Source organism: Blautia sp. DFI.1.216, assembly GCF_020594215.1.
Lineage (GTDB): Bacteria > Bacillota > Clostridia > Lachnospirales > Lachnospiraceae > Blautia_A > Blautia_A wexlerae.
On the sequence record NZ_JAJDML010000008.1, the window covers coordinates 19,852 to 41,954 of the forward strand.

The following is a 22,103-nucleotide window of genomic DNA, read 5'->3' on the forward strand; positions in this document are numbered from 1 at the left end:
AAAGCGGTTTTATGCTGGCTGTCAGCCGCGACATCCTTCCGAATGTCTAAAATGTCGCCGGTATCATTGAGTCCCCGGCGCGGACTCACCGTATCTCCCTGGTGTGGGCGTAATACCCTTCCGAGTATCAAATAGTCCCAGTAATTACCCTGCCCGGGCACAGTACAGCTTTTACGTGCCGCTACACGAAACCTTTTGGCTTAACTATATTATATGCGATACCCTAAGAAATATCAATAGTTTCCCCAAATTTGTATCCTGTTTTATCACGTTAATTACTGTTTTAATAATCTCCTTCTATAATCTGTATCCAATACTATTTTATGAAAATCCAGCATTGCGTGCTCTTGCATCAGTTTCTCACCAAGTTTCACAAGAGGATTGGTTTCCCATTCCGAATCAATTCCTGTTTGATGATAGTATCTTGCATAAGCAAATCCCTTAGCTACCGCATCTGAATTTTCAAATATTCCCACTATTGCATCTGTAAACTGTACAATGATTGAGCTCCCAAAAATCCCCTGCAATTCTTCCGCATTCGCATCATCATATTTCTCTACATCAAAAGACAAAGAGAAATCATACGTATTCTCTTTTCCGTCTTCTGTTTCATAAGAAATTGTTCCAAAAATATCTCCTTTGCCAGAAGGAAGTTCGATTGACTCTGAAAGCTCTAATTCATATTCAATGTTATTGAACACTGTCGTTGCTTCAAACATTTGTGATATACAGGTACCTTCTTTTTCATAAATATCTTTCTGTAAAAAGGAAATAGGATTATACTCCATATTTTCCCATATCTGTTTTCCCTCCACTGTCCGTTTACACAAGGAATCTAAAAGCAACATCATTGTTTCCTGATCTATTTCTTCATATACGTTCATAGTCAGCCTCCTTTTCTTTGGATTATCCACAAAAGCTCTGTAAGGGTTTATCTCAATTTCTAGTTACAACGTGATATTTAGTCAAATGACGTATGTACGCACCTTCTTATAGTTGCCAATATTATATGGCGTATCTCCCAAAAATTCAATCAGAATATACAAACTTTTACTCACACTATCTCGCCTTTACATCTTTTTTAGTCTATATCCTACATTGATCAATGTTTCTATAATATCATACCCCATCTTTTTTCGTATCTTCCATACTACATGTTCCACTGTTTTGTACGGAATCTGATCATCATAATAATTACTCCCCCAGACCGAACAATAGATATTCTTCTTTGGAATAACCCAATTTGGCCTTTGGGCTAAAAGATACAGAACTTCAAATTCCCTGGGAGCTAAGCTGATTTCTTTTCCTTCATAAATAACAGTATATGACATGGGATCAAGTTGAAATTTACCATTTCCTAATACAATTTCAGATTTATATTCTGGAAAAACATTTCTCATTTTTCTTCCTCTATTACACTATTGTTTTCTATAATAACTTCAATTAACTTTCAACAAAGTTTTCATATCTCCCACAGCTTGAATATTTAGCACTTCTACGCCAGGGTCAATTTTTCTAATCAAATTTGTCAATGTTGATCCCGGACCTACTTCAATAAACAAATCTACCCCCTGTCTTATCATTTCTTTTATACTCTGTTGCCATTTCACAGAAGAAACAATTTGCTCAGAAAGTAATGATTTAATATCACAACTATAATTAATATATTTTGCATTAACATTTGATACATAGGGAATGATAAAATTATTAATTTGTACATCTTTCAAACTAATTTCAAGTTTCTTTTTAGCCGTTTCTAATAATGGCGAATGAAATGGTCCACTAACATTTAACGGTAAAACCATCTTTGCTCCTTTTTTTTGAAATATTTCATACGATGCTTCCACTACAGCCTTTTCCCCTGTTACGACTATTTGTCCGGGACAATTATAATTAGCAATATATATATTACCATTCATCTGATTACAAATTGCCACCACCTCTCTTTCAGAAAGGCCAATAACCGCAGCCATTGCACCGCCTGTCGGGAAAGCCTCTTGCATATATTTTCCTCTTTTTTTGACTAATAAAAATAAGTCTTTTATATCAATCACATTTGATGCTGCCAATGCAGTATACTCACCTAAGCTTAACCCAGCATTAACAGTTGAAGTGACACCCATTTCATGTACACATTCTAAAATTGCTAATGACGTAGTAAAAATTGCAATTTGTGTATATTTTGTTTCATGAATTCTACTGTCAGAACTATCAAAACAGATTTTTTTTACATCTATATTACAAATTTCAGATGCATAATCATAAATTTGTTTTGCTTTTTCATATTGATTATAAAAATCATTTCCCATACCAGAATATTGTGCACCTTGTCCCGGAAAAACAAATGCAATATTTTTTGCCATAACGAACCTCCTATACTCTTATGTATAAAAACTCTCGTATTGCTTCATCTACAATACAAGAGTTTTTATTATTCCATATTTACCAATACCTCTTATCAATAGTACTTATTGCAAAATATGTTCCAAATTAAAATAATCTGTGATCTTTTGTAAAATGGGATTTACTTTTTTTGAAATGTCAGAATAAATTTTTTCTACTTCATTTTGATAATTATCACATACGTCAAATTCTTCAATATATGTAAATTTTGTTCCCTGATTATCTTTTTCTAAAATATAGATAACAACTAAATATTTAAATGGTCCCATCGGTTCTTTACGCTGTGTAATAATTACATTTTTTTCTGGTATAAATACCCTTTCAGATTCCCAATACCCAATATTCTTTACTTCTATACCATATCTGATGATTCTTGGTTTTTTAAAAATAATTTTTGTACATACATTTGCAGACGAATTCATTTCTTGAATAAAGCTATACTCAGACATTCTTTTAAATATCTCTTTTGTTGTACCTTTTAAAATTATCTCCTTTTTTATTACAGGCACTCTCCATAACCTCTTTTCTATAACATGCCAATTTCTATACTATTCTTTAAATTCACGAAGGAGCATAGCACTATTAATTCCCCCTCTCCCCCTTGCAATTTGTAATACTGTATTGATATTTCTATGCAAAGCTTTATTAGGTGTATAATTCAAATCACAATTTGAATCCTGATCCTCATAATTTATTGTGGGAGGTACTGTGTTATTTTTGATTGCCAAACAATTAATAATTGCATCTAATGCTCCAGCAGCCCCAAAAGTGTTTCCAAACATTGATTTAGGACAGCTTAAAGATACTGTACCAATTTCTTTTCCCCAAATTTCCTTTAATACATTTGTTTCAATGACATCATCTTCCCATAGAGCAGCACCATCTAAATTAATATAATCAATTTCATCATACGATATATTTGCTTTTCTAATGCAAGATTCTATTACCTCTTTATATTTTTTTCCATTTTTATTTTTTTCTTTATGATGAACCCCATCACAATTATTACTAAAGGAAAGAATTTCACCGTATATTGGCGCATTGCGCTTTAATGCGTGTTCTAATTCCTCAATTACTAAGGTACCTGCCCCCTCCCCAAGAATCATTCCATTTCTTTTTAAATCATATGGACAATAACAAGCATCTCGTTTTTTTGATAAAACATCACTACTTGAAAACAGTGACATTCCGTATGGAAATACTCCAGCCTCTGTGCCGCAAACCAAACAAGTATCTAAACGATTCAACATAATCGATTGATATGCATACCCCAGTGCAACATCAGAACTTATTCTATCTGCTACAAAAGTTTTACTATAACCTTTTAATTTGTAAAAAATTGAGATTTGTCCTTGTGGTGCAGTATAGAACCATGAAATAGACTGATAGGGACTTACACACTGCCAACCTTCTCTATATAAATTATACAATTCTTTCTCACCAAACCCAACTCCTCCAAGACAATTGCCTGCAAAAACCCCCATTCTGGTTCTATCAACCATTTCAAGATTTATCATAGAATCGTCTAAAGCCATCTTTGTTGCAGCCATAGCATAATGTGTAAATTCATCTAATTGCCTAGTAAGCATAAATGGAAATCCGTATTTCTTAATGTCAAAATTTTTTACTTCCCCAGCAATTTTTACATCAAAATCGCTTGTATCAAATTTCGTAATTGGGCCTATACTTGATTTACCTTGTTTTAACGATTCCCAAAATGTTTCCACATCATTTCCTGATGGTGAAATCACTCCCAATCCTGTTATGACAACTCTTCGTCTATTCATCTGTATACTCCTTTTTATTCAATAACAACTATTATCAATTAGTCTATATATTTCTTTAGAATCATGGCTGCATGAAGTCCACCGAATCCACTGGCATTTGTTAAAACAACATTTAAATTTTTTTCTCTTCCACAATTGGGTATATAATCCAAATCACATAGTGCATCTTTCTTGTTATAATTAATTGTAGGTGGCATAAAATTATTTTCCAATGCCAGACAACAAACAATTGCTTCTACTGCACTAGCCGCACCAAGAGGGTGACCTGTCATTGATTTTGTACTACTCATCGGTATTTTATAGGCCAGCTCACCAAATACTTTTTTATAGGCGCCTGTTTCATTTATATCATTTTGTTTGGTTCCACTACCATGAGCATTGATATAATCAATCTCAAATGGTGTGATATTAGCTTCCTCTATTGCAATTTTTATTGCTCTTGATAAATCCTCACCATCTGGCTTCAAACCTGTCATATGCATGGCATTATTTACTGAACCATATCCCCCAATTTCTCCGTAGATATGTGCACCTCTATTTAAAGCATGTCCAAGTTCTTCTAAAACTAATATCCCTGCTGCTTCCGCTAAAACAAATCCATTTCTCGTATCATCAAAAGGTCTGGAGGCCTTTTCTGGCGGATTATTATTTGTAGAAAGTGTTCCTATTGCTTCAAAGGCAGCAATAGTTATAGGTGTTATTGGAGCCTCAGCCGCTCCGCATATCATTACGTCCAATTCCCCACACCGTATTTGATCATACGCAAATCCTATAGAATCAATTCCTGTTGTACATCCTGTTGCCATTGTACAACAGGTTCCATTAAAACCATAACGATATGATACTTCATTTGAAGTTGTATTAGGCATAGAGCGTGCATATGCATAAGGTGATATATCTTCCGGATTTACCACCTCTTTTCCATTATTGGTTAAAACTGAAAATTCTTCATCCATGAATTTTGTGCCTGCTACTGCATTTGCAATATTAACGCCTACTCTATTTTTGTCTATTTTAGATAAATCTATTTTTGAATCTTTAACAGCTTGATCTGTACATAAAACTCCAAATTGAGTAATCCTATCCATTCTTCTAATTTCACGTAATGTTAATCCTAATTGCTCTGGCTTAAAATTTTTCACATAACCGTAAGCCTTAGATTCAAAACCGAATTTTTCCAGTTCTGGCATATCGCATATACCACTTTTTCCGTCTTTATTATTTTTCCAGAATTCTTCTTTTCCTATGCCTATAGGCGTAATTAGTCCTATCCCCGTTACGACAACTCTTCTCATCTGAATCTCCTTATAATATATCTTTATTTACAGAATAATAAAATGGCATAAAAGATTTTCAAAAAATTCCAAGCACAATTCACAAATCTTTCCTTGCCATTTTATTGATATTTTATTATAATTCTGTCTTGCTGCTAACTATGCCACTCTCAATTTTTTCCTTAAAAATTTGAAGTTCTTTCTTACTACCTTTATTAATCATTTCTTCAACAGCCTCTTCAGTAAATCCTGAATTTTTATCCATACTAAAGTCCTGTATCCAGGTCATTTTTGTTCCTTCTTTTTCTACTGATAAAACAACATCAAGTATCCAATGTCTAAATGGGTACATAGGCTCTAGTCTTACCCCTCGTGCACACATATTAGTAACATCTATAATTCTCTGAGATGTCCAAATTTCAACCGGTTCCTCTTCTTTATTCCCCGTAACTTGAAAAACAATCTTTCTCCTTCCATCTAGCAATTTCTTTTTTTCAAGTATTTTTACATCTTGATAGTTATGTAATTCCGGCCAATTTCTAACATCATTAATAATCTCGAACAGTTCGTTTATCTCTTTTTTTATTATGATAGAATTAACTGTATATCCCATAAAAAACCTCCTTATGCATTGTTATCTTTACTAGTTGCAGCAAGTGTTGACAGAATAGATTTAACTGTCGTCCATTTTATTGCTTGATTATGAGTAACTTTAACGCCAGTTTCCTTTGATAAGACACTTGCTAACTCTACTAATGAAATAGACTCAAATCCCAATTGATTAACTAAATCTGTATCTGAGTTAATTGTGTCTTCAATACCAAACCTCTCTTTTAAAATTTCGTAAATTTTTTGTTCCATTTTTATACCTCCATTTTTATATATTTTAACTGAAGAATCAGTTAAATCTCACTATTCAATAATAGCTACCGCTCTAACCCATGCAGCTCCCATTTCTTTTAATTTAATAGGGAAACAACAAAACTTAAACCCATAATTCATTGGGATCTTATCTAAGTTTGTAAGCCTTTCAATATGGCAATATTCTTTTTCTCGTCCATAAAAATGAGCTGGCCATAAGCATTTTTTGTCATTCGTTCTATAATACTGCTTTACCATAGCCATAAATGGTTTATCTAATGAATAACAATCTATACCTATTATTTTCACACCACTTTCAACTAAAAATTTTGTTGCTTCTCTTGACATGCCAGGAGCTTCATAAAAATAATTTGGCTTACCCCACTTTTTATCCGTATCTGTTCTTATCAGAACAATATCGTTTTCTTGAAGGCAATATTCAATTCTTTCTAACTCCTTTTTTACATCTTCAACACTAATCTCTTCACATGGACCTTTATTGCAAAAATTCAATACAACTCCATTTCCATAACACCATTCCAATGGTATTTCATCTATTGTTTTAGGTCTTTTTCCTTCACATCTTGTTCCAAAATGTGAAGGAGCATCTAAATGTGTTCCTGTATGAACAGACAATGAAATCCTTTGTTCGTTGATAAACTCTTGATCAGGAAAGCTTTTTTTAGTTATACGTTCTTTCCCTGACATATAATGAATCACTGCCATTGCCTTATCTTTCAAACTACGTTTTCCCATAAATACTATTTTTCTTCCAAATTTAGAGCCCCCTGAATGTGGTCTTGTTTTTATTTTGATTGACATAGGTTCAGAAAGATTTGGCTCAACATTAAAACTAAGATCTATTATTTTCATACTGCTATTCCCCCTTATACAAAATACTAGAAATATATTCATATTTTTGTTTTTTAATCTCATTCAGATTGTTTGAAATATAAAAACTGAGATCTGTCAAATCTCTATGAATAAACCCTGTATATTGTCTGCGCAAAGATTTTAGTGCTAATGTTTCTTTCTCGAATTCTTTCAAATCATCAGACAAAATATAATATATTGCCCAATAAAATCGAAGTATAATTTCCATAACTTTAGGTTTATTAATGGAGTTTGCCTTTTCCAGATACCTTAAAGATTCTTCTATATCATTTGATATAAATGCTAATTCTGCTGCATTTATATAATAGTTATAATTATAAGGATTCTCGCAAAACAACTGCTCATAATAGGAATACGCTTTTTCTTTTCCTTTTAATTCTTTAAGAAAATATGCGTAACGTTTTGATAGCCAACTGTTATTTTTATCTTTGTTTAGCGCTATTTTATAATAATACTCTGACCGACTATATTCTTTTATTTTTTGAAGAAAAAATGCGTAATGACTTATATACCATGCATTATCTGGCTCTATATCAATAGCAATTTTATAATAAAAATCTGCCATTTCGTTTTTTCCCACTTGTCCTAACAAATATGCATAATAGCCAATCTGAATATTATAATTTTTATTTATTTTCAAGATTTTATTATAATACTCAAGCGCATCAGGATATTTTCCAATTTTTCCTAAGCAAATGCACATGTTTAAAAATATATCTATATCTACTCTTTTTTTATCCAAAATTTTTCTTGCTATTTCAATGCTCTCAAAATATCTCATATTCTTTTGCAGAGAAATTGCGTATTCTTTTAGCTCACTTATTGAAAGCTGCTCTCCTTTATGAAACAATATATCATATACTTTTAAACAATTTTTATAATCCTGTTCCCTGTAGTATTCATGCGCCATTGTAAGATCTTCTGAGGATTTTTGCATACGTAACACCTTACCTTATTTATTCTATACTATGTAAAATTTTAAATTTACTTATCTCCATTAATGCCTTTTTATATCCTCCTGCATCTTTAAAAGAAATAGAAATTTTTTCTACCGCTTCTCTATATTTTCTTTCCGTAATTACTCTTTTCATGGAGTCCGATAGTAATTGGGGCGATATATTATCTTTATTTAAACAAATAGTAGCTCCTAGCTCTGAAACTCTACTAGCAATATATCTTTGATCAGCGCCTATGGGAATTGTCACAAATGGTACATTATTATATATTAAATCACTTGTGCTATTCATTCCTCCATGAGTTATTGCCCCCTCCACATATTTAAGTATTTCTGACTGTGGCACATAATTTTGTACAATAAAGTTCTCTGGTATATGAAATTTTGATATATCCATTTTAAATGCACTCATTACGACTATCCCATCATAGTCAGAAAATGCTTTAAAAAACGTTTCATACAGTTTGGTGTCAATACTATTAAATACTGTTCCTAAAGAAATATATATTACTTTTCTACCGTTTATTTTTTCAAATGGAAATTCAATTTTCTCTTTTCTATTATAAACCGGTGGACCAATAAAAAGAAAACTATCATCATATTCTTCTTTTATGTTAGAAACAAATAATTCAGATGTATATGCAATATTTAATTCCCCTTTGTTAAAAAACAGATCTAACATGGGGGGCATCTGTATCCCATATAAAGTTTCTAATTTCATATAGAGTTTCTGGTATGTGTCCGTAGCTTTATGATTTTTTATAAACTCTTCATTTCCTTTTTCCATAAAAACTTTTGGTTTCGCAAATACGGCAAAAGAAGAGATAGCCGGGATGTTTAATATCTGAGATATTACATTTCCATATGGAAACATTGAGCCATAGATAATATAGTCAAATTTCATTCCTTGAATTTGTTTTAAAATATATTCGATAATATCAGCTCTATTCAGGACCTCATCTATTCTATTCAGCAAATCATCAAGAATTGATTTTCCTGGTTTCTTATTTTTAGGAACAAAAAAATCAGATTTCGAGCCATAGCTTATAAATGTTGCACCCATACTTTCTACTTTCTTTCTGAACTCTTCTGTCGTAAAATATAAAACCTCGTCTCCCTGTTTCACTAATCCTTCCACCAAACCTAATGTTGGGTTTATATGCCCATGTGAAGGAATATTCAAAAATAATACTTTAGACATTTTTTTACCTCTTCCCATATATTTCTCTGAATAGTTTTCTTTGAACAATACTATATGTCCACTAAAAAATATCACTATTTTTTTATATATAGGTAAAAATGTCCTAATCTGCAATATATTGTCCTTTTCATGAAAAAACTTATTGTGTCTATAAAACACTTTGCATTGTCACTCTTTTATTGAATATTTGATGACTCGAAATCATAGATCCGGAAATTTATAATCAAAATTCTAATACTCAAAAATTGCCTTTTTGTACTTAATCATTAATACATTTATATGAGATGAATATCCATGTCTTATCATATCTGCACTATATAGCAACCTTAAGCCATTTCTTCATGAAAATTTAGAACGCAAAAAATGATCCTCAAACATGATTTTTATATCACCAGACTGGTGTTGAAAAATCATTCAGGATACTCATTTATTCTCGTAGCAAAAATTAATGAAATTTTTTAAAGAGAAAGTATTTTACTCTATTTTGTATATGGCATATTTATTATTTGTACAAAAAATTAGCAGGATATAACTATGGAAAATTATATCCTGCTAATTTTTATTAATTCTCAATTTTTTAATAATAAGGCATAGTCTATCATTATTCTTTATTTTTAATATATGAAAGTCTTTCCTTTTCCAAACTTTTGTGTAAATTTATGGCCATAAACACTGTGATAATTGCAGAAATAAGATCTGCAATTGGCTGTGCATATAAGATACCACTTATTCCTACCAAACTCGGCAATAACAAGATAATTGGTACAAAACAAATCCCTTGTCTACAAGCTCCCAAAATAAATCCTTCTAAACCTTTACCTAAGGCAAGAAATAGAGAAGAATACACCGTATAAAATCCAAAAAGCATAATAGAAAATCCATTTGCTCTGAGTGAAGCCTGCCCTATTCTAACAAGTTCCATATCTCCTGCTGTAAATTTAGAAATAATTGTTGCAGGGAATAAAATTAATATCAATCCAAAAAGCGCACAAAACACTGTTGACCACAAAATAGATGTTTTAATTGATTCATTTAGACGTTTAAAATTTTTCGCTCCATAACTGTATCCTGCAATCGGTTGAAAACCTTTAATAAATCCAAATACCATTAAACTTCCCATAGAAACTATTCTTGTTACAGCTCCCATTCCGGCAATTACTGAATCTACATATTCTTTTGTATGTGTTACACTCAAAGCATTGGCCTGATTATTAATTAAAATTATTGATAAACTTGTCAATAACTGGAATACCAATGTTGGTACTCCTATCTTCAAAATTTCCTTCATATTTTCCTTAGAATAACAACAATCTTTAATCTTAAATGTAAAAATACTTTTTTTCATAAGAATATATGAAAGAAAAACAACTGTTGAAAGAGCCTGTCCAATAGCTGAAGCAATAGCAGCTCCTGTAACGCCCATATTTAATACGTTTATAAAAATAGGATCTAAAATCATATTTAATAATGCGCCTGACAACATTGCAAACATAGATATTTTAGCCGCACCTTCACTTGTTATAATATTATTCATCATCACATTGAAAATATTAAAAATAGATGCAGCAATAAAAATTCTTGCATATTTAATCGCATATGGCATGATACTTTCTGTTGTACCAAGAAACTTCAGAATTGGCTCAAGAAAAGCTAACGTGCCAATTATGAAAATAATTCCAAGTAAAAGACCACTGTATAAGGCTGTACTCGCAACTTTTTTAGCATCATCATTATTCCCACGTCCTAGCAGCCTAGAAATATATGAGCCTGCGCCATTACCAAACAATAGTCCTAACCCAACAATCACCTGACTTAAAGGATACGTTACTGAAATCGCACCCATTTGGCTCGTTCCCAAGCCTCCAACAAAATAGGCATCTACCAAATTGTAAATTGCGCTGATCATCATTCCTATCATAGTTGGAATTCCCATTGCCAATAACGCTTTTGGAATCGGTGCACTCCCTAATAATTCCATTTTTTTGTTATGTCCTTTCATTTTTTCACTCCTTTTCTAATACTATAAATTATAGCGACATCTATTATAATACTATAATTTATAGTAGTAGTCAAGAAATTTTCTAATTTCTTGAAGAGTTTTTTAGAGTTCTAGTTTTAAAATATTAGGAAATTTTTTAGAATTTTCATCTAAATACAGCACTGCATATCCAATTCCTGCCAATCCCATCATGAATCCTGGATTACCATTTTCTAAATTTGTCCACAGATTTTTTTCTATAAAATAATTTAATTTACTCAGAGTGCTTGTCCAAGGTACACACGGAATTTTTCCTGTTAATTGTTGTATAATCATAATATTTCCTAAAATCCCATGACATAAGCATAAACTATCCAGTTCTATATTAAAATTATTTTCTATCATGCTAATTTTTGTCTGATAATCTTCAAAAATATGCTGATATGAACCATCTTCAATATATTTTAATATTTCTTGCTGCGCCAATACTATTCCTGCTGCCCCATGACACCAATATATCTTTCTACTTCTTTGATTCTCTTTTTTATTTTTTATAATATCATACTTTAATAGCTCCAATGCAATGTTTAGATATTTCCTCTTCTTTGTCTTTCCAAATAATCTTGTAAAACAAATACTATATCCGCTACCTCCATGTGCAATCCCCCTATCCAGCCGAGAAATTTTATTACCTTCAATATTATTAAATATGCTATACGTTTCTTTCAAATTTTTCAAAATATAATTCGCCGCAATCTCAGCACGCAAAATATATTTTTTATCCATTGTTAATTCATACATATTTAAATATATTATGACAGCACCGGCATTACCATATAGCAAATCTCCCATCCTATCTTTTTCCAAACTAGCAAACAACTTATTTTCATGTATTTTTGCATATTTTATATATTTTTCTTCGTTGCTTATCTTATATAATACCAAATATGTATAAATAATAGATGCCTCACCACAAAATGCACCTGAATACGCCTTTGAAGAAGAATTATTCATTGTATATTCTAGCAACTTATTCAATAAAATATTCTGTACTTCAAAATATGCTCTTGTTGGTGCTACTTCATTTAATGCTGCAAAAAAAACTATCATGCCAGCAATTCCTTCATATAAAAACATATCTGATATATGTATGGTACCAGTCAAGGAAATAATCCAATTAATATCTGTTTTTAAACTATTCTTTATCCCTATTTTCATAAGATAATCAGCAATCTGTTTGCATATTTTAATAACGGAAAAATTTGTATCATGCATATAATCCATTCGATTTTCCAAATGAACTGTTGATCCTTTTATAGCGTTATTTAATAAATATTGTTGAATATATAAATCCTGGCTAGATAATGATTTAATCCGCATTTTAATATACTGCTCTGGTGTAATGGTAAAATATTCTTTGATCATTTGATGATTATCCATATACAATTCTTTTTTATTCGATAAAAAACTAAAGTAAGGAATATCTCCTTTAAGCATAGCATATAGCTCTGATTCAAATAAATCTTTTCCATTTTTTGGATTAATTTGTATATGGAAGAAGAAATTTTTTGAAAGGATTAGCTGTCTTTCTCCTCCATCTGTCATAAACATAGGGTGATATGATAATTGAATAAGTTTAGAATAGTTTTGAGTATGATTATACAACATTCTGGAACTAAAGTTTTGAAATCGTCCCTCAAAAATCTTATTATTTTTCCAGATATATTCATAGCTTTTCCTAAATCCCAGACAAATCTCATCTACAAATCCATTATATCTATATTCTTTATGATTTATCTGTGGACTATTATATCCTTTCTTCGTTTTTGCATCTTTGTATACAAATTTCATATCTGAAGTTTTGGAATTTATCAGGAGCAATCTTTTTCTCCCAGTTTTCATTCCGCCTTTTCCGCTTAAAGCACAAAATATATCCATCTCCTTATTTCCCCTTGGTAAAATCCCACTTCCTAATACTGAATTTTCTACAAATAATTTTGCTTTCTCGTTAGCGGTCAATGGAATATAATTTTTTGTGATATGTCCACAGAGCACTTCAATATCTATAAACACAGGATATTCCCCATGAGAAATCAAGTTTTCATAATGGAAATCCTGAATATCTAATATGTAACTCAGTGCAATATGACACCCCATTCTAATATAATAATTTTTTACTTCATCTTTATTTTTACATTTTTGATATTTTATTTCTTCTTCCCAACCATACTCTCCAAAATCTGCTATTCTATATTTAAAACATGACAATCCTACATATTCATATAATATATTTAAGCATTCATAATAAATTTTTGATATCCTCAAATTTCTTGGTTTATAAAATACAGCATTTCCGTTTTTCAAAAAAATTTTCACCGTATGCTTTCCATTTCTGTGATTATCCCCTACTTTCTTAATTTTTGTAATCTCGGTATTATCTATATTTATACATTTTTTTATTTCTATTACATTTTTTTCCCATCTACTGATCAATTGATGATAAAACTCTACGACACTACAAATTTTCTCTAAAATGCATCTTAATAACAGAGGGTAAAACTGAAAAAGCTCCTCTATATATTCATCATTACTTAAATACATTTTAACATATGTAGAATATTTTTCATTTGCGTTCTTTCCTACCAATTTGTTTTCAAGAAACTGTATTTCATTAACTAAAACCCTGGTTGCCACGCAAGCTAAGGCCAAATATAACTCCTCATAAATTCCTTTAGAAAAATATTTTTCTAAAATATCTCCATATTTTTTTCTTGAATAATATCGGGCTAGTTTAAAAAATGGTATATAAAATGTAAAAAACAATTTATCTTTCATTGTATTTTCTATAATGATTTCGCTTTTATAACTCCCTGCTAAATACATTTCTAAAATTTCCATATACTCAACATTTGAGGGAGCTTCCTGTTCATAATATTGAGTATTTTCAGAAAAAAAAGAAGAAATCTCTTTATACTCTTTGCAAAGTATCTTAACTGTATCTTCTCCTATTAATTTTTCCCATTTAGAAGGAATTTTTAACTCATTATCTTTTCTTATATATTTTCTTTCAAATAAATAGCGTTCTCTCATTTATATTCACCCAATAAATCATTTGTTATTTTCTATTTGTATTGACACCGTAAAATTATAGTAGTATAATTTATAACCAAATCAACAACTATACTACTATAATATATAGTATATGTCAAGGATAGGAGGTCAGCATGGCAACCATTGATTTAATTGTATTAGGTATGTTAAAGACATCAGCTTTAAGCGCTTATGATATTCAAAAACTTGTAGAATATCGTAATATATCCAAATGGGTAAAAATTAGTACCCCTTCTATATATAAAAAAGTTCTTCAATTAGAGGAAAAAGGCCTTATAAAAGGAACTACGATTAAAGAAGGAAAAATGCCAGAAAAGGCTATTTATACTTTAACAGATACAGGGGAGAAAGAATTTGAGAAGTTAATGCTTGATATTTCTTCTAAACCAATTCATATCTTTCTGGATTTTAATGCAGTAATAGTAAATATAAATAATCTTTCTCCTGATAAGCAAAAAAAATGCCTTTCTGATATAAAAAATAACATTGAAATACTGAAAGCATATTTAGAAGATAATATTAATTCCAAAGAGCAAAAACCTGAAATTCCAACTGCAGGTATGGCCGTTCTACAACAGCAACTTATATTAGTCCAAGCAATTGAAAATTGGATTGCCACTTTACCAAACGTCTTTTAAAAACAAATATTCCAGGAAGAAACCACAAACCTTCCCCCATTTGTCACTTACTTAATTTTAAGAATAATCCTCAACCTTACCATATGTTCTTACTGTCCCGGATCCATTTTATTGAATAACCTTCACAGAAACAAGATGGGCAATTTTTCGTATATCTTAAAACTTTTAAAATTCTATAGAAACAAAAGAAGAAGAGCTATCACTATGTGATAGGCTCTTCTTCTTTTTAATCAAAGGATTTGGTCTGATTTTCCGTCAAAGGCTTTAAGAGCGGCTTCCAACGGATCAATAATGGTCAATCCGACAGCCGGTAATCCCACCAGTATTGCACTCTTTACCTCATCACGACTTGCGCCTAACTTTTTAGCAGATTGTACATGATAAAGCAAACCACCCATAATTCCTGTAGCTGCAAGCACTGCAATATACGCTAATTCACGTGTTTTATTATCCAATGCACTTGCCTTTTCCTGCTGCAAAATCATGTCAATATATGCCTTACCTACTTCGCTACTTTCTTCCATAAAACAATTAAAACCGGTAAATTCATTTTCCATATTAATATCTCCTTTTATTTGAAAATATTTTAGCAGCAAACTATTGTAAGAAATGAAGATGTATCTGTAGTAAAAATAACATCTCCTGCTTCTACATTCTTTCCATCAAGTTCCTTTATTTCGTCTTCCAAACTTTCTGATAATTGTAAACTATTTATCCGCTGCTCATTTCTTTCTGAACATGTTTTCATTTTTTCTCCTCCTTTGATTATTAAAATAATACCATATTTTTAGATTTTGTCAGTATTATGTCTTAACTTACAATTTTTTGACCTTCAGAAAAGGGTTATGCTAACTTCAAATATATTTTGCTTATTATCATATTCTAACTGTCCTTCATATTTTTCAACAATTTTCTTCACACTCTTCATACCAATTCCATGAAAATGTTTATCTGTTTTTATAGTTAAAAGTTCTCCATTTTCGTATTTAGGCTCGATTTCGTAGCTGTTTTGTATACAAAGCATAAACATATTATTAATAAGCCTTAATGATAAATAAATCCATTTTTCTCTTGTGTAGATATTTTCACAAGCTTCTATAGCATTATCGAACAAGTTGTATAAAATAACAAATATATCACTTTCTTCAAAATGGTAGTTGCCAAAATCGATTGGCATAATATCATATTCTATTTTAATATTCTTTTCTTTTAGTTCTGATAATTTATAATTCATTACCAGATCAATAACTGCATTTCCTGTATAAATTTTCTTTTCCAATTCCGCAAGTGGTTTATTAATACTATTGAGATATAAACAGGCTTTATCTATTTGATTTTCTTCCAAATATTTTTGCAGCAAAGTAATATGGGCTCTATAATCATGAAATAAAGTTCGAGAATCATTATAATATACTTTAAGATCTTCATAATTACGTTCCAACATTCGATTTCTCAATTTAATAATTTTACTTTCTTCCAACGCACTTCGATAAATCGAATATATAGCAAAAAACATTATCGCTAAAATAATGATAACGAAATACATATAATATCCTTTTGCTAAATCAGGAATAGAATCGCCTGCATACACTGATTGAAAATATATAACTCCGATAATTTCCGATAACAAAATCAACACGAGTGATCCTATGCGGTTTTTATCTATAAGTTCTTTATACCTCACTATGGCTAAGGAAATTAGAAACATTAAAGCTCTTCCCAAAAACAATGCCAATATTCTGGATATACTGTTTTGTCTTCCTATAATAATCCCCAAATCCTCTTTATGTAACACTATTCCCATTGTGAATATGATAAATAGATCTAATAATTCTAAACTCAAACAATACAATGAGGTATGAAGCAATGTATATCGTAATTTGATTTTATAAATCAATGAGAACGTTATACTTATTACGATTATAACAACAGCAATTAATAAAATAGAATATAATCGAAAGCTACGATTAATAGCTTCTATTACTGCCAAACTTATACAAATCAATATTTCAAAACATTGTTTTATCTTTGTATTTTCCTTTTTATAAACTTTTCGGAGTATCTCAAAACACATATAAATCTCAAAATATCCTAGTAAATATTGGAGTACATTAAGTATGTATATCTCTTCCATTTGTTGTGTGTTCCTTCCAATAAGTGTGAATTCTCTTTTTTACCTCTTCAGTATATGTTCTACTAATTTTAAGATTTTTACTATTACGCAAGTAAATAGTATTTTTATATAAACTCATAATGTGTACGACATTAACAATGTATCCTCTATCTATAAAAATAAATTCTTTTTGTTCTAAATCTTTATAAATGTTCTTCAAGGTTTCTCGTATAGGTATATTTCCGTTTTGGGTAACAAAAATCGCATATTTTTCATCTTTATACACATAATAGATATCCTTATATAAAATTTTCTCATATCTATGATTAGTACATATTTGATAAAACTTTTCTCCTTCAATATCCAGCCTTTTTTGTAATGATTCTAATGTCGATATCAACTTCTTTTTCAAATTATTTTTAGGGATAAACTGATATGCAAAATAATCATATCCATTTATTAAAAATTTTAAATGTGACGTGATAAACACAATATATCCTGCATCATCCATAGAACGTATTTTTTCAGCTAAAGATAGTCCGTTTATCCCAGGCATTTCAATATCTAATAGATAAATATCAAAATACAATTTTTCTTCCATTTCGTATAGTAACAACTGTGCATTTGAAAAAGTATTCACAACGTATGGAATTCCATTTTTAAAATAAAACTTCTCTATTAAATTACAAATTTCTTCTAAATACTCTTCCTGATCATCTACAATTGCTATTCTTGGCATATTTATCACCTCTGCCTTATTTTTTTCTTTCTGTGAACATGATTTTAGCGATTCTACCAAATAGTTTACATATCTTATTAGTGCAATCCGATTAAATAATATATATTCCATGTGCTTTATTTCATACACTCTCTAAACATCTTAAAACTATCATTATTTAGTCTATATGCACATATAGGTTATTAAGAAATATTTTGATTGCACATACAATACACATATAATCATGGAGGTGCAATTATGAAAGATAACAATTTTGTAAACCTAGGTAAACGTATTCGTGAAAAACGCCTATCCCAGAATCTTACCCAAGAAGCTTTAGCAGAAAAAGCAGATGTTGGAACAACACACATTTCGCATATTGAAACAGGCTGTACCAAACTAAGTTTAACAACCTTTATTTCTATTGCAAATGCTCTTGATGTATCTGCCGATGAATTATTATGTGACTGCATTAATCAAGCATCAAATGTATATGAAACAGAAATTTCTCTACTTTTAAAAAACTGTTCAACTAAAGAAATATGCTTTATACATGACCTAGTAAAAAATACACTTATCTCTTTACATAATCGCAACTTAAAATAATCAATAAAGACTGAAGTTTTTTTCGCTTCAGTCTTTATCAACTCTATCTAAAAACTTCTAAATCTTGTTTCTCTTGAAGCCACTATTTCATCTTCATTTTTAAGGGACATATTATATATAAAATCAAGAATTTGAACTTGTAGAAAATCTGTAATTACTTTGAACTCTGATGCTCCATTCCCTTCTGGTAATATTTTCTCAATCACTCCTAAATCTAATAAATCTTTTGCCGTCATTTTCATAAGGTTTGCTGCCTCTTTTGCACGTTTTTCATTTTTCCATAAAATAGAAGCGAAACCTTCTGGAGAAAGTATTGAATATGTAGAATTTTCCATAGCCCAAACCTCATTTGCAACAGCTAAACCTAAAGCTCCTCCACTCCCACCTTCGCCTATAAGTATACTCAAAATCGGCACTTTTAAATTGAACATTTCATATATACATTTTGCTATTGCAGATGCTTCTCCTCTTTTTTCAGCCTCAACTCCACATGCTGCACCAGGTGTATCTATAAATGTTATAATTGGTCTTCTAAATTTCTCCGCTTCTTTCATAAGACGAATTGCTTTTCTATATCCTTCAGGGTGTGCCATTCCGAAATTTCTAATAATTCTTTCTTCTGTCGTTTTTCCCTTTTGATGTCCTATAACTGTAACTGGAATATTATCTAAAAAGGCTATACCTCCAATTATTGCTTGATCCTCTCCGGTTTCACCGTCTCCATGAAATTCTATAAATCTTTCAAATACATGGGTGATATAGTCTACTGTCGTCGGTCTATCTATTTTTCTTGATAATTGTACTTTTTTCCAACTGTCCTTATAATCACAAAAAGTGCACACAGAAATTGTTTTACGTTTTCTTTCTATAACCTTTGGCTTTTGGTGAGCTTTAAGAATTTCATAGATACGTTCCTTTAATTCTCTTCTTATAACAATCATATCAAGGAATCCATGTTCATATAAAAATTCTGAGGTTTGAAATCCTACAGGCAACTTCTGTTTTGTAGTTTGTTCAATTACTCGTGGACCCGCAAACCCAATTAATGAATTTGGTTCAGCCAATATCACATCACCTAACATAGCAAAACTAGCTGCCACCCCACCGGTTGTCGGATCTGTCAAAACTGATATATACAATAACCCCGCATCTGAATGTTGTTTTACCGAATCTACTGTCTTTGCCATTTGCATCAAGGATATGATGCCTTCTTGCATACGTGCGCCTCCTGAACAATTAATCATAATAACTGGTAGCTGGGCTTTGGTTGCATTTTCGAATAATTTTGTTATTTTCTCGCCTACAATATACCCCATACTTCCCATCAGATATCTTGTATCACATACACCAAGCATAACCTCTATATGCCCTATTGACGCTTTTCCTGTAATAACAGCTTCCTTTAAATTAGTTTCCTTTTTAATTATCTCTTTTTTTTCACTATATCCTGGAAAATCAATTGGATTTTTATCCAATACATCTGTAAACAGTTCAACAAATGATCCTTCATCTATAATATCCAAAATTCTATTTTCCGAAGGCATTCTAAAATATTTTCCACATTTCATACAAATAAATTTATTTTTTTCTAACTCTTTTCTATAAATCAATTTTCCACATTTCGTACACTTAATCCACATTCCAGGTGGTACTGCTGGTATATTTTCTTTATTTCTATCTGTTCGATTATCTTTGTCATTCATAATGTCATTCCTCTTATTTCTTTATTATCAGCTAAACTTATCTACAATAAAGTCCGTTGTAAAATTCCCTTCTTCAAAATCGCGGTGATTTAGAATAGCATTTTGAAATTCTAAATTAGTTATAATTCCGTCTATTTTTATTTTTTTTAAAACATTTTTCATTTTTCTAATAGCCTTTTTTCGTTCTGAATCATACACTATAATTTTTGCAAGCATAGAATCATAAAAAGGTGAAACACTACAACCATTAAATAATGCAGTATCAATGCGAACACCATTACCACTTGGAAAATAAACATTATTAATTTTTCCAGGACATGGGACAAAACCCATCTTCGGATTTTCCGCATTAATTCTACATTCGATAGCATGACCCTGCAATAAGATATTTTCTTGCTTAAACTCAAGCGAATAGCCTGCTGCAATTTTTATCTGTTCCTTAACAATGTCAACATTAGATATCATCTCTGTAATTCCATGTTCTACTTGAATACGTGTATTCATTTCAATAAAATAATACTTTCCGAACTTATCAAGCAAGAATTCTACTGTACCTGCACCTTCGTAGTTTACAATTTTTGCAACTTTGATCGCTATATTTCCCATTTCTTTTCTTAATTTTACCGATAGTTTTGGGCTAGGAGCTTCTTCAATAATTTTCTGATGATGCCTTTGAATAGAACAATCTCTTTCTCCCAACTGTATAACATTTCCATATTTATCTGCAAGTATTTGAAATTCTATATGATTTGGCGCTTCTATATACCTTTCTAAATACATCGTTCCATCTCTAAATGAACTATTAGCTTCCATCTGGGCTGTTACAAAGTTTTCATTAAAATCATCTTCTGTATTGGATATCCTCATACCTTTTCCGCCACCACCTGCTGCTGCCTTTATCATAATTGGAAATCCAAGCTCTAATGCCACTTTTTTTGCTTCACACACATCAAAAACGGGAGTCCTGCTTCCTGATATAATCGGAACTCCCGCATTTCTCATCATATTACGTGCTTCAACTTTATTTCCCATTTTACAAATCACTTCTGGTGTTGGACCAATGAATGTAATATTACATACTTTGCACTTTTCCGCAAAAAGACTATTTTCTGATAAAAATCCAAAACCTGGGTGAATTGCCTGAGCTCCTGTTCCTACAGCTGCACTAATAATATTTTCCATATTGAGATAACTATCTCCTGACGGTGCAGGTCCTATACATATCGCCTCATCTGCCATTTTTGTATGTAAAGCGTCTTTATCTGCCTCTGAATATATAGCTACAGACTTAATTCCCATCTCTTTACATACTTTTATAATTCGTACAGCTATTTCTCCTCTATTAGCAATAAGTATTTTTTCAAACATAAAAACTCCTTTCAAACTAAAACAAATAAGGGCTGTCCATACTCCACCAGTTCTTCATTTTTTACTAATATGCTTTTAATAGTTCCGCTATATTCACTCTTAATTTCATTCATTAATTTCATTGCTTCGATAATAGCAAGTGTTTGCCCCTCTTCTACTTTATCTCCCACTTTAACATAATTATCACTTCCGACAGCAGGGGCTGCATAAAAACGCCCCACCAAGGGTGATTTTATAATATTTTCTTCATCAATTCTATTTTTACTTTCACCCTCTATTCTTTCAGTTACAGTTTCCACAGTATCAACTGCCCTTTCATCAATGCCATTTTTGATGATAATCTTCTCATCTCCACTTTTTATACTAAGCTCTGATATATTATATTTGTATACATTTTCTAATAAGTGTACAACTTCTTCTGTTTTCATTCCTTGCCTCCATATTACATGATGTTATAAAAATAAGATTATTAGATAGAATATTCCCTTTTCTT

At 30.9% G+C, this 22,103-nt stretch carries 22 protein-coding genes; 2 read left to right on the forward strand and 20 right to left on the reverse strand.

Annotation, left to right across the window (positions count from 1 at the left end; translation table 11 throughout):
* Positions 1-275: 275 nt before the first annotated feature.
* The 13 genes from LJE11_RS04810 to lanM form a co-directional block, all read right to left on the reverse strand.
* Entirely contained in the window at positions 276-884 is a 609-nt protein-coding gene (locus tag LJE11_RS04810) for a hypothetical protein (protein ID WP_227295600.1), read from the reverse strand.
* Between the two features lie 186 nt (positions 885-1,070).
* Positions 1,071-1,400 carry a winged helix-turn-helix domain-containing protein gene (locus LJE11_RS04815; RefSeq protein WP_025578809.1) on the reverse strand — a complete coding sequence of 110 codons (330 nt, stop codon included), beginning with the start codon at positions 1,398-1,400 and terminating at the stop codon, positions 1,071-1,073.
* A 39-nt stretch (positions 1,401-1,439) separates the two neighbouring features.
* Positions 1,440-2,363 carry an ACP S-malonyltransferase gene (gene fabD / locus LJE11_RS04820; RefSeq protein ID WP_025578808.1) on the reverse strand — a complete coding sequence of 308 codons (924 nt, stop codon included), beginning with the start codon at positions 2,361-2,363 and terminating at the stop codon, positions 1,440-1,442.
* A 105-nt stretch (positions 2,364-2,468) separates the two neighbouring features.
* Entirely contained in the window at positions 2,469-2,912 is a 444-nt protein-coding gene (locus tag LJE11_RS04825) for a hypothetical protein (RefSeq protein WP_227295601.1), read from the reverse strand.
* A gap of 39 nt (positions 2,913-2,951) precedes the next feature.
* Positions 2,952-4,190: a beta-ketoacyl-[acyl-carrier-protein] synthase family protein gene (locus LJE11_RS04830; protein WP_025578805.1), complete on the reverse strand. Its 1,239-nt coding sequence runs from the start codon at positions 4,188-4,190 to the stop codon at positions 2,952-2,954.
* 38 nt (positions 4,191-4,228) lie between these two features.
* Positions 4,229-5,485, reverse strand: coding sequence for a beta-ketoacyl-[acyl-carrier-protein] synthase family protein (locus LJE11_RS04835; protein ID WP_025578803.1), 1,257 nt, complete (start codon positions 5,483-5,485; stop codon positions 4,229-4,231).
* Between the two features lie 115 nt (positions 5,486-5,600).
* Positions 5,601-6,077: a hypothetical protein gene (locus tag LJE11_RS04840; protein WP_025578801.1), complete on the reverse strand. Its 477-nt coding sequence runs from the start codon at positions 6,075-6,077 to the stop codon at positions 5,601-5,603.
* An 11-nt stretch (positions 6,078-6,088) separates the two neighbouring features.
* Positions 6,089-6,325, reverse strand: a complete 237-nt coding sequence (locus tag LJE11_RS04845) for an acyl carrier protein (protein WP_025578800.1) — start codon at positions 6,323-6,325, stop codon at positions 6,089-6,091.
* A 51-nt stretch (positions 6,326-6,376) separates the two neighbouring features.
* Positions 6,377-7,198 carry a cyclase family protein gene (locus LJE11_RS04850; protein WP_025578799.1) on the reverse strand — a complete coding sequence of 274 codons (822 nt, stop codon included), beginning with the start codon at positions 7,196-7,198 and terminating at the stop codon, positions 6,377-6,379.
* 4 nt (positions 7,199-7,202) lie between these two features.
* Entirely contained in the window at positions 7,203-8,156 is a 954-nt protein-coding gene (locus LJE11_RS04855; protein ID WP_227198752.1) for a tetratricopeptide repeat protein, read from the reverse strand.
* A 19-nt stretch (positions 8,157-8,175) separates the two neighbouring features.
* Entirely contained in the window at positions 8,176-9,375 is a 1,200-nt protein-coding gene (locus tag LJE11_RS04860) for a macrolide family glycosyltransferase (RefSeq protein WP_025578796.1), read from the reverse strand.
* A 601-nt stretch (positions 9,376-9,976) separates the two neighbouring features.
* A complete protein-coding gene (locus LJE11_RS04865; RefSeq protein ID WP_025578795.1) occupies positions 9,977-11,374 on the reverse strand; it encodes an MATE family efflux transporter in 1,398 nt (465 codons plus the stop codon).
* 102 nt (positions 11,375-11,476) lie between these two features.
* Positions 11,477-14,443: a type 2 lanthipeptide synthetase LanM gene (gene lanM, locus LJE11_RS04870; RefSeq protein WP_025578793.1), complete on the reverse strand. Its 2,967-nt coding sequence runs from the start codon at positions 14,441-14,443 to the stop codon at positions 11,477-11,479.
* Positions 14,444-14,577: 134 nt separating this feature from the next.
* Here lanM and LJE11_RS04875 point away from each other — a divergent pair, with 134 nt between their 5' ends.
* The gene (locus LJE11_RS04875; RefSeq protein WP_016289315.1) at positions 14,578-15,102 is read left to right on the forward strand and encodes a PadR family transcriptional regulator; all 525 of its coding nucleotides are present in this window, start codon (positions 14,578-14,580) and stop codon (positions 15,100-15,102) included.
* Between the two features lie 230 nt (positions 15,103-15,332).
* On the opposite strand, the gene LJE11_RS04880 is transcribed toward LJE11_RS04875, so the two are convergent.
* The 4 genes from LJE11_RS04880 to LJE11_RS04895 form a co-directional block, all read right to left on the reverse strand.
* On the reverse strand, positions 15,333-15,659 hold the full coding sequence (locus LJE11_RS04880) for a carboxymuconolactone decarboxylase family protein (RefSeq protein ID WP_025578791.1): 327 nt from the start codon (positions 15,657-15,659) through the stop codon (positions 15,333-15,335).
* Between the two features lie 29 nt (positions 15,660-15,688).
* Complete coding sequence (locus tag LJE11_RS04885; RefSeq protein ID WP_159430639.1) at positions 15,689-15,850, reverse strand: hypothetical protein; 162 nt, start codon at positions 15,848-15,850, stop codon at positions 15,689-15,691.
* 84 nt (positions 15,851-15,934) lie between these two features.
* Positions 15,935-17,236, reverse strand: coding sequence for a sensor histidine kinase (locus LJE11_RS04890; protein ID WP_025578789.1), 1,302 nt, complete (start codon positions 17,234-17,236; stop codon positions 15,935-15,937).
* A complete protein-coding gene (locus LJE11_RS04895; RefSeq protein WP_161234113.1) occupies positions 17,214-17,954 on the reverse strand; it encodes a LytR/AlgR family response regulator transcription factor in 741 nt (246 codons plus the stop codon). The genes LJE11_RS04890 and LJE11_RS04895 overlap by 23 nt, the downstream gene beginning before the upstream one ends.
* Positions 17,955-18,191: 237 nt before the next feature.
* Here LJE11_RS04895 and LJE11_RS04900 point away from each other — a divergent pair, with 237 nt between their 5' ends.
* Positions 18,192-18,539, forward strand: a complete 348-nt coding sequence (locus tag LJE11_RS04900) for a helix-turn-helix domain-containing protein (protein ID WP_025578786.1) — start codon at positions 18,192-18,194, stop codon at positions 18,537-18,539.
* A 47-nt stretch (positions 18,540-18,586) separates the two neighbouring features.
* On the opposite strand, the gene LJE11_RS04905 is transcribed toward LJE11_RS04900, so the two are convergent.
* From LJE11_RS04905 to LJE11_RS04915, 3 genes are read right to left on the reverse strand one after another with little or no spacing between them, the layout of a single operon-like run.
* Positions 18,587-20,242: an acetyl-CoA carboxylase carboxyl transferase subunit gene (locus LJE11_RS04905; protein WP_025578785.1), complete on the reverse strand. Its 1,656-nt coding sequence runs from the start codon at positions 20,240-20,242 to the stop codon at positions 18,587-18,589.
* 27 nt (positions 20,243-20,269) lie between these two features.
* A complete protein-coding gene (accC, locus tag LJE11_RS04910) occupies positions 20,270-21,610 on the reverse strand; it encodes an acetyl-CoA carboxylase biotin carboxylase subunit (RefSeq protein WP_025578784.1) in 1,341 nt (446 codons plus the stop codon).
* Positions 21,611-21,621: 11 nt separating this feature from the next.
* Positions 21,622-22,038, reverse strand: coding sequence for an acetyl-CoA carboxylase biotin carboxyl carrier protein (locus LJE11_RS04915; RefSeq protein ID WP_025578783.1), 417 nt, complete (start codon positions 22,036-22,038; stop codon positions 21,622-21,624).
* Between the last annotated feature and the right edge of the window lie 65 nt (positions 22,039-22,103).

Coding starts and splice junctions, on each gene's coding strand:
- LJE11_RS04850 (WP_025578799.1), bottom strand. CDS start 7,198: ATGAAAATAATAGATCTTAGTTTTAATGTTGAGCCAAATCTTTCTGAA.
- lanM (WP_025578793.1), bottom strand. CDS start 14,443: ATGAGAGAACGCTATTTATTTGAAAGAAAATATATAAGAAAAGATAAT.
- LJE11_RS04835 (WP_025578803.1), bottom strand. CDS start 5,485: ATGAGAAGAGTTGTCGTAACGGGGATAGGACTAATTACGCCTATAGGC.
- LJE11_RS04860 (WP_025578796.1), bottom strand. CDS start 9,375: ATGTCTAAAGTATTATTTTTGAATATTCCTTCACATGGGCATATAAAC.
- LJE11_RS04810 (WP_227295600.1), bottom strand. CDS start 884: ATGAACGTATATGAAGAAATAGATCAGGAAACAATGATGTTGCTTTTA.
- LJE11_RS04905 (WP_025578785.1), bottom strand. CDS start 20,242: ATGAATGACAAAGATAATCGAACAGATAGAAATAAAGAAAATATACCA.
- LJE11_RS04855 (WP_227198752.1), bottom strand. CDS start 8,156: ATGCAAAAATCCTCAGAAGATCTTACAATGGCGCATGAATACTACAGG.
- LJE11_RS04900 (WP_025578786.1), top strand. CDS start 18,192: ATGAAAGATAACAATTTTGTAAACCTAGGTAAACGTATTCGTGAAAAA.
- LJE11_RS04885 (WP_159430639.1), bottom strand. CDS start 15,850: ATGAAAACATGTTCAGAAAGAAATGAGCAGCGGATAAATAGTTTACAA.
- LJE11_RS04865 (WP_025578795.1), bottom strand. CDS start 11,374: ATGAAAGGACATAACAAAAAAATGGAATTATTAGGGAGTGCACCGATT.
- accC (WP_025578784.1), bottom strand. CDS start 21,610: ATGTTTGAAAAAATACTTATTGCTAATAGAGGAGAAATAGCTGTACGA.
- LJE11_RS04915 (WP_025578783.1), bottom strand. CDS start 22,038: ATGAAAACAGAAGAAGTTGTACACTTATTAGAAAATGTATACAAATAT.
- LJE11_RS04895 (WP_161234113.1), bottom strand. CDS start 17,954: ATGCCAAGAATAGCAATTGTAGATGATCAGGAAGAGTATTTAGAAGAA.
- LJE11_RS04890 (WP_025578789.1), bottom strand. CDS start 17,236: ATGGAAGAGATATACATACTTAATGTACTCCAATATTTACTAGGATAT.
- LJE11_RS04880 (WP_025578791.1), bottom strand. CDS start 15,659: ATGGAAAATGAATTTACCGGTTTTAATTGTTTTATGGAAGAAAGTAGC.
- fabD (WP_025578808.1), bottom strand. CDS start 2,363: ATGGCAAAAAATATTGCATTTGTTTTTCCGGGACAAGGTGCACAATAT.
- LJE11_RS04875 (WP_016289315.1), top strand. CDS start 14,578: ATGGCAACCATTGATTTAATTGTATTAGGTATGTTAAAGACATCAGCT.
- LJE11_RS04840 (WP_025578801.1), bottom strand. CDS start 6,077: ATGGGATATACAGTTAATTCTATCATAATAAAAAAAGAGATAAACGAA.
- LJE11_RS04845 (WP_025578800.1), bottom strand. CDS start 6,325: ATGGAACAAAAAATTTACGAAATTTTAAAAGAGAGGTTTGGTATTGAA.
- LJE11_RS04815 (WP_025578809.1), bottom strand. CDS start 1,400: ATGAGAAATGTTTTTCCAGAATATAAATCTGAAATTGTATTAGGAAAT.
- LJE11_RS04830 (WP_025578805.1), bottom strand. CDS start 4,190: ATGAATAGACGAAGAGTTGTCATAACAGGATTGGGAGTGATTTCACCA.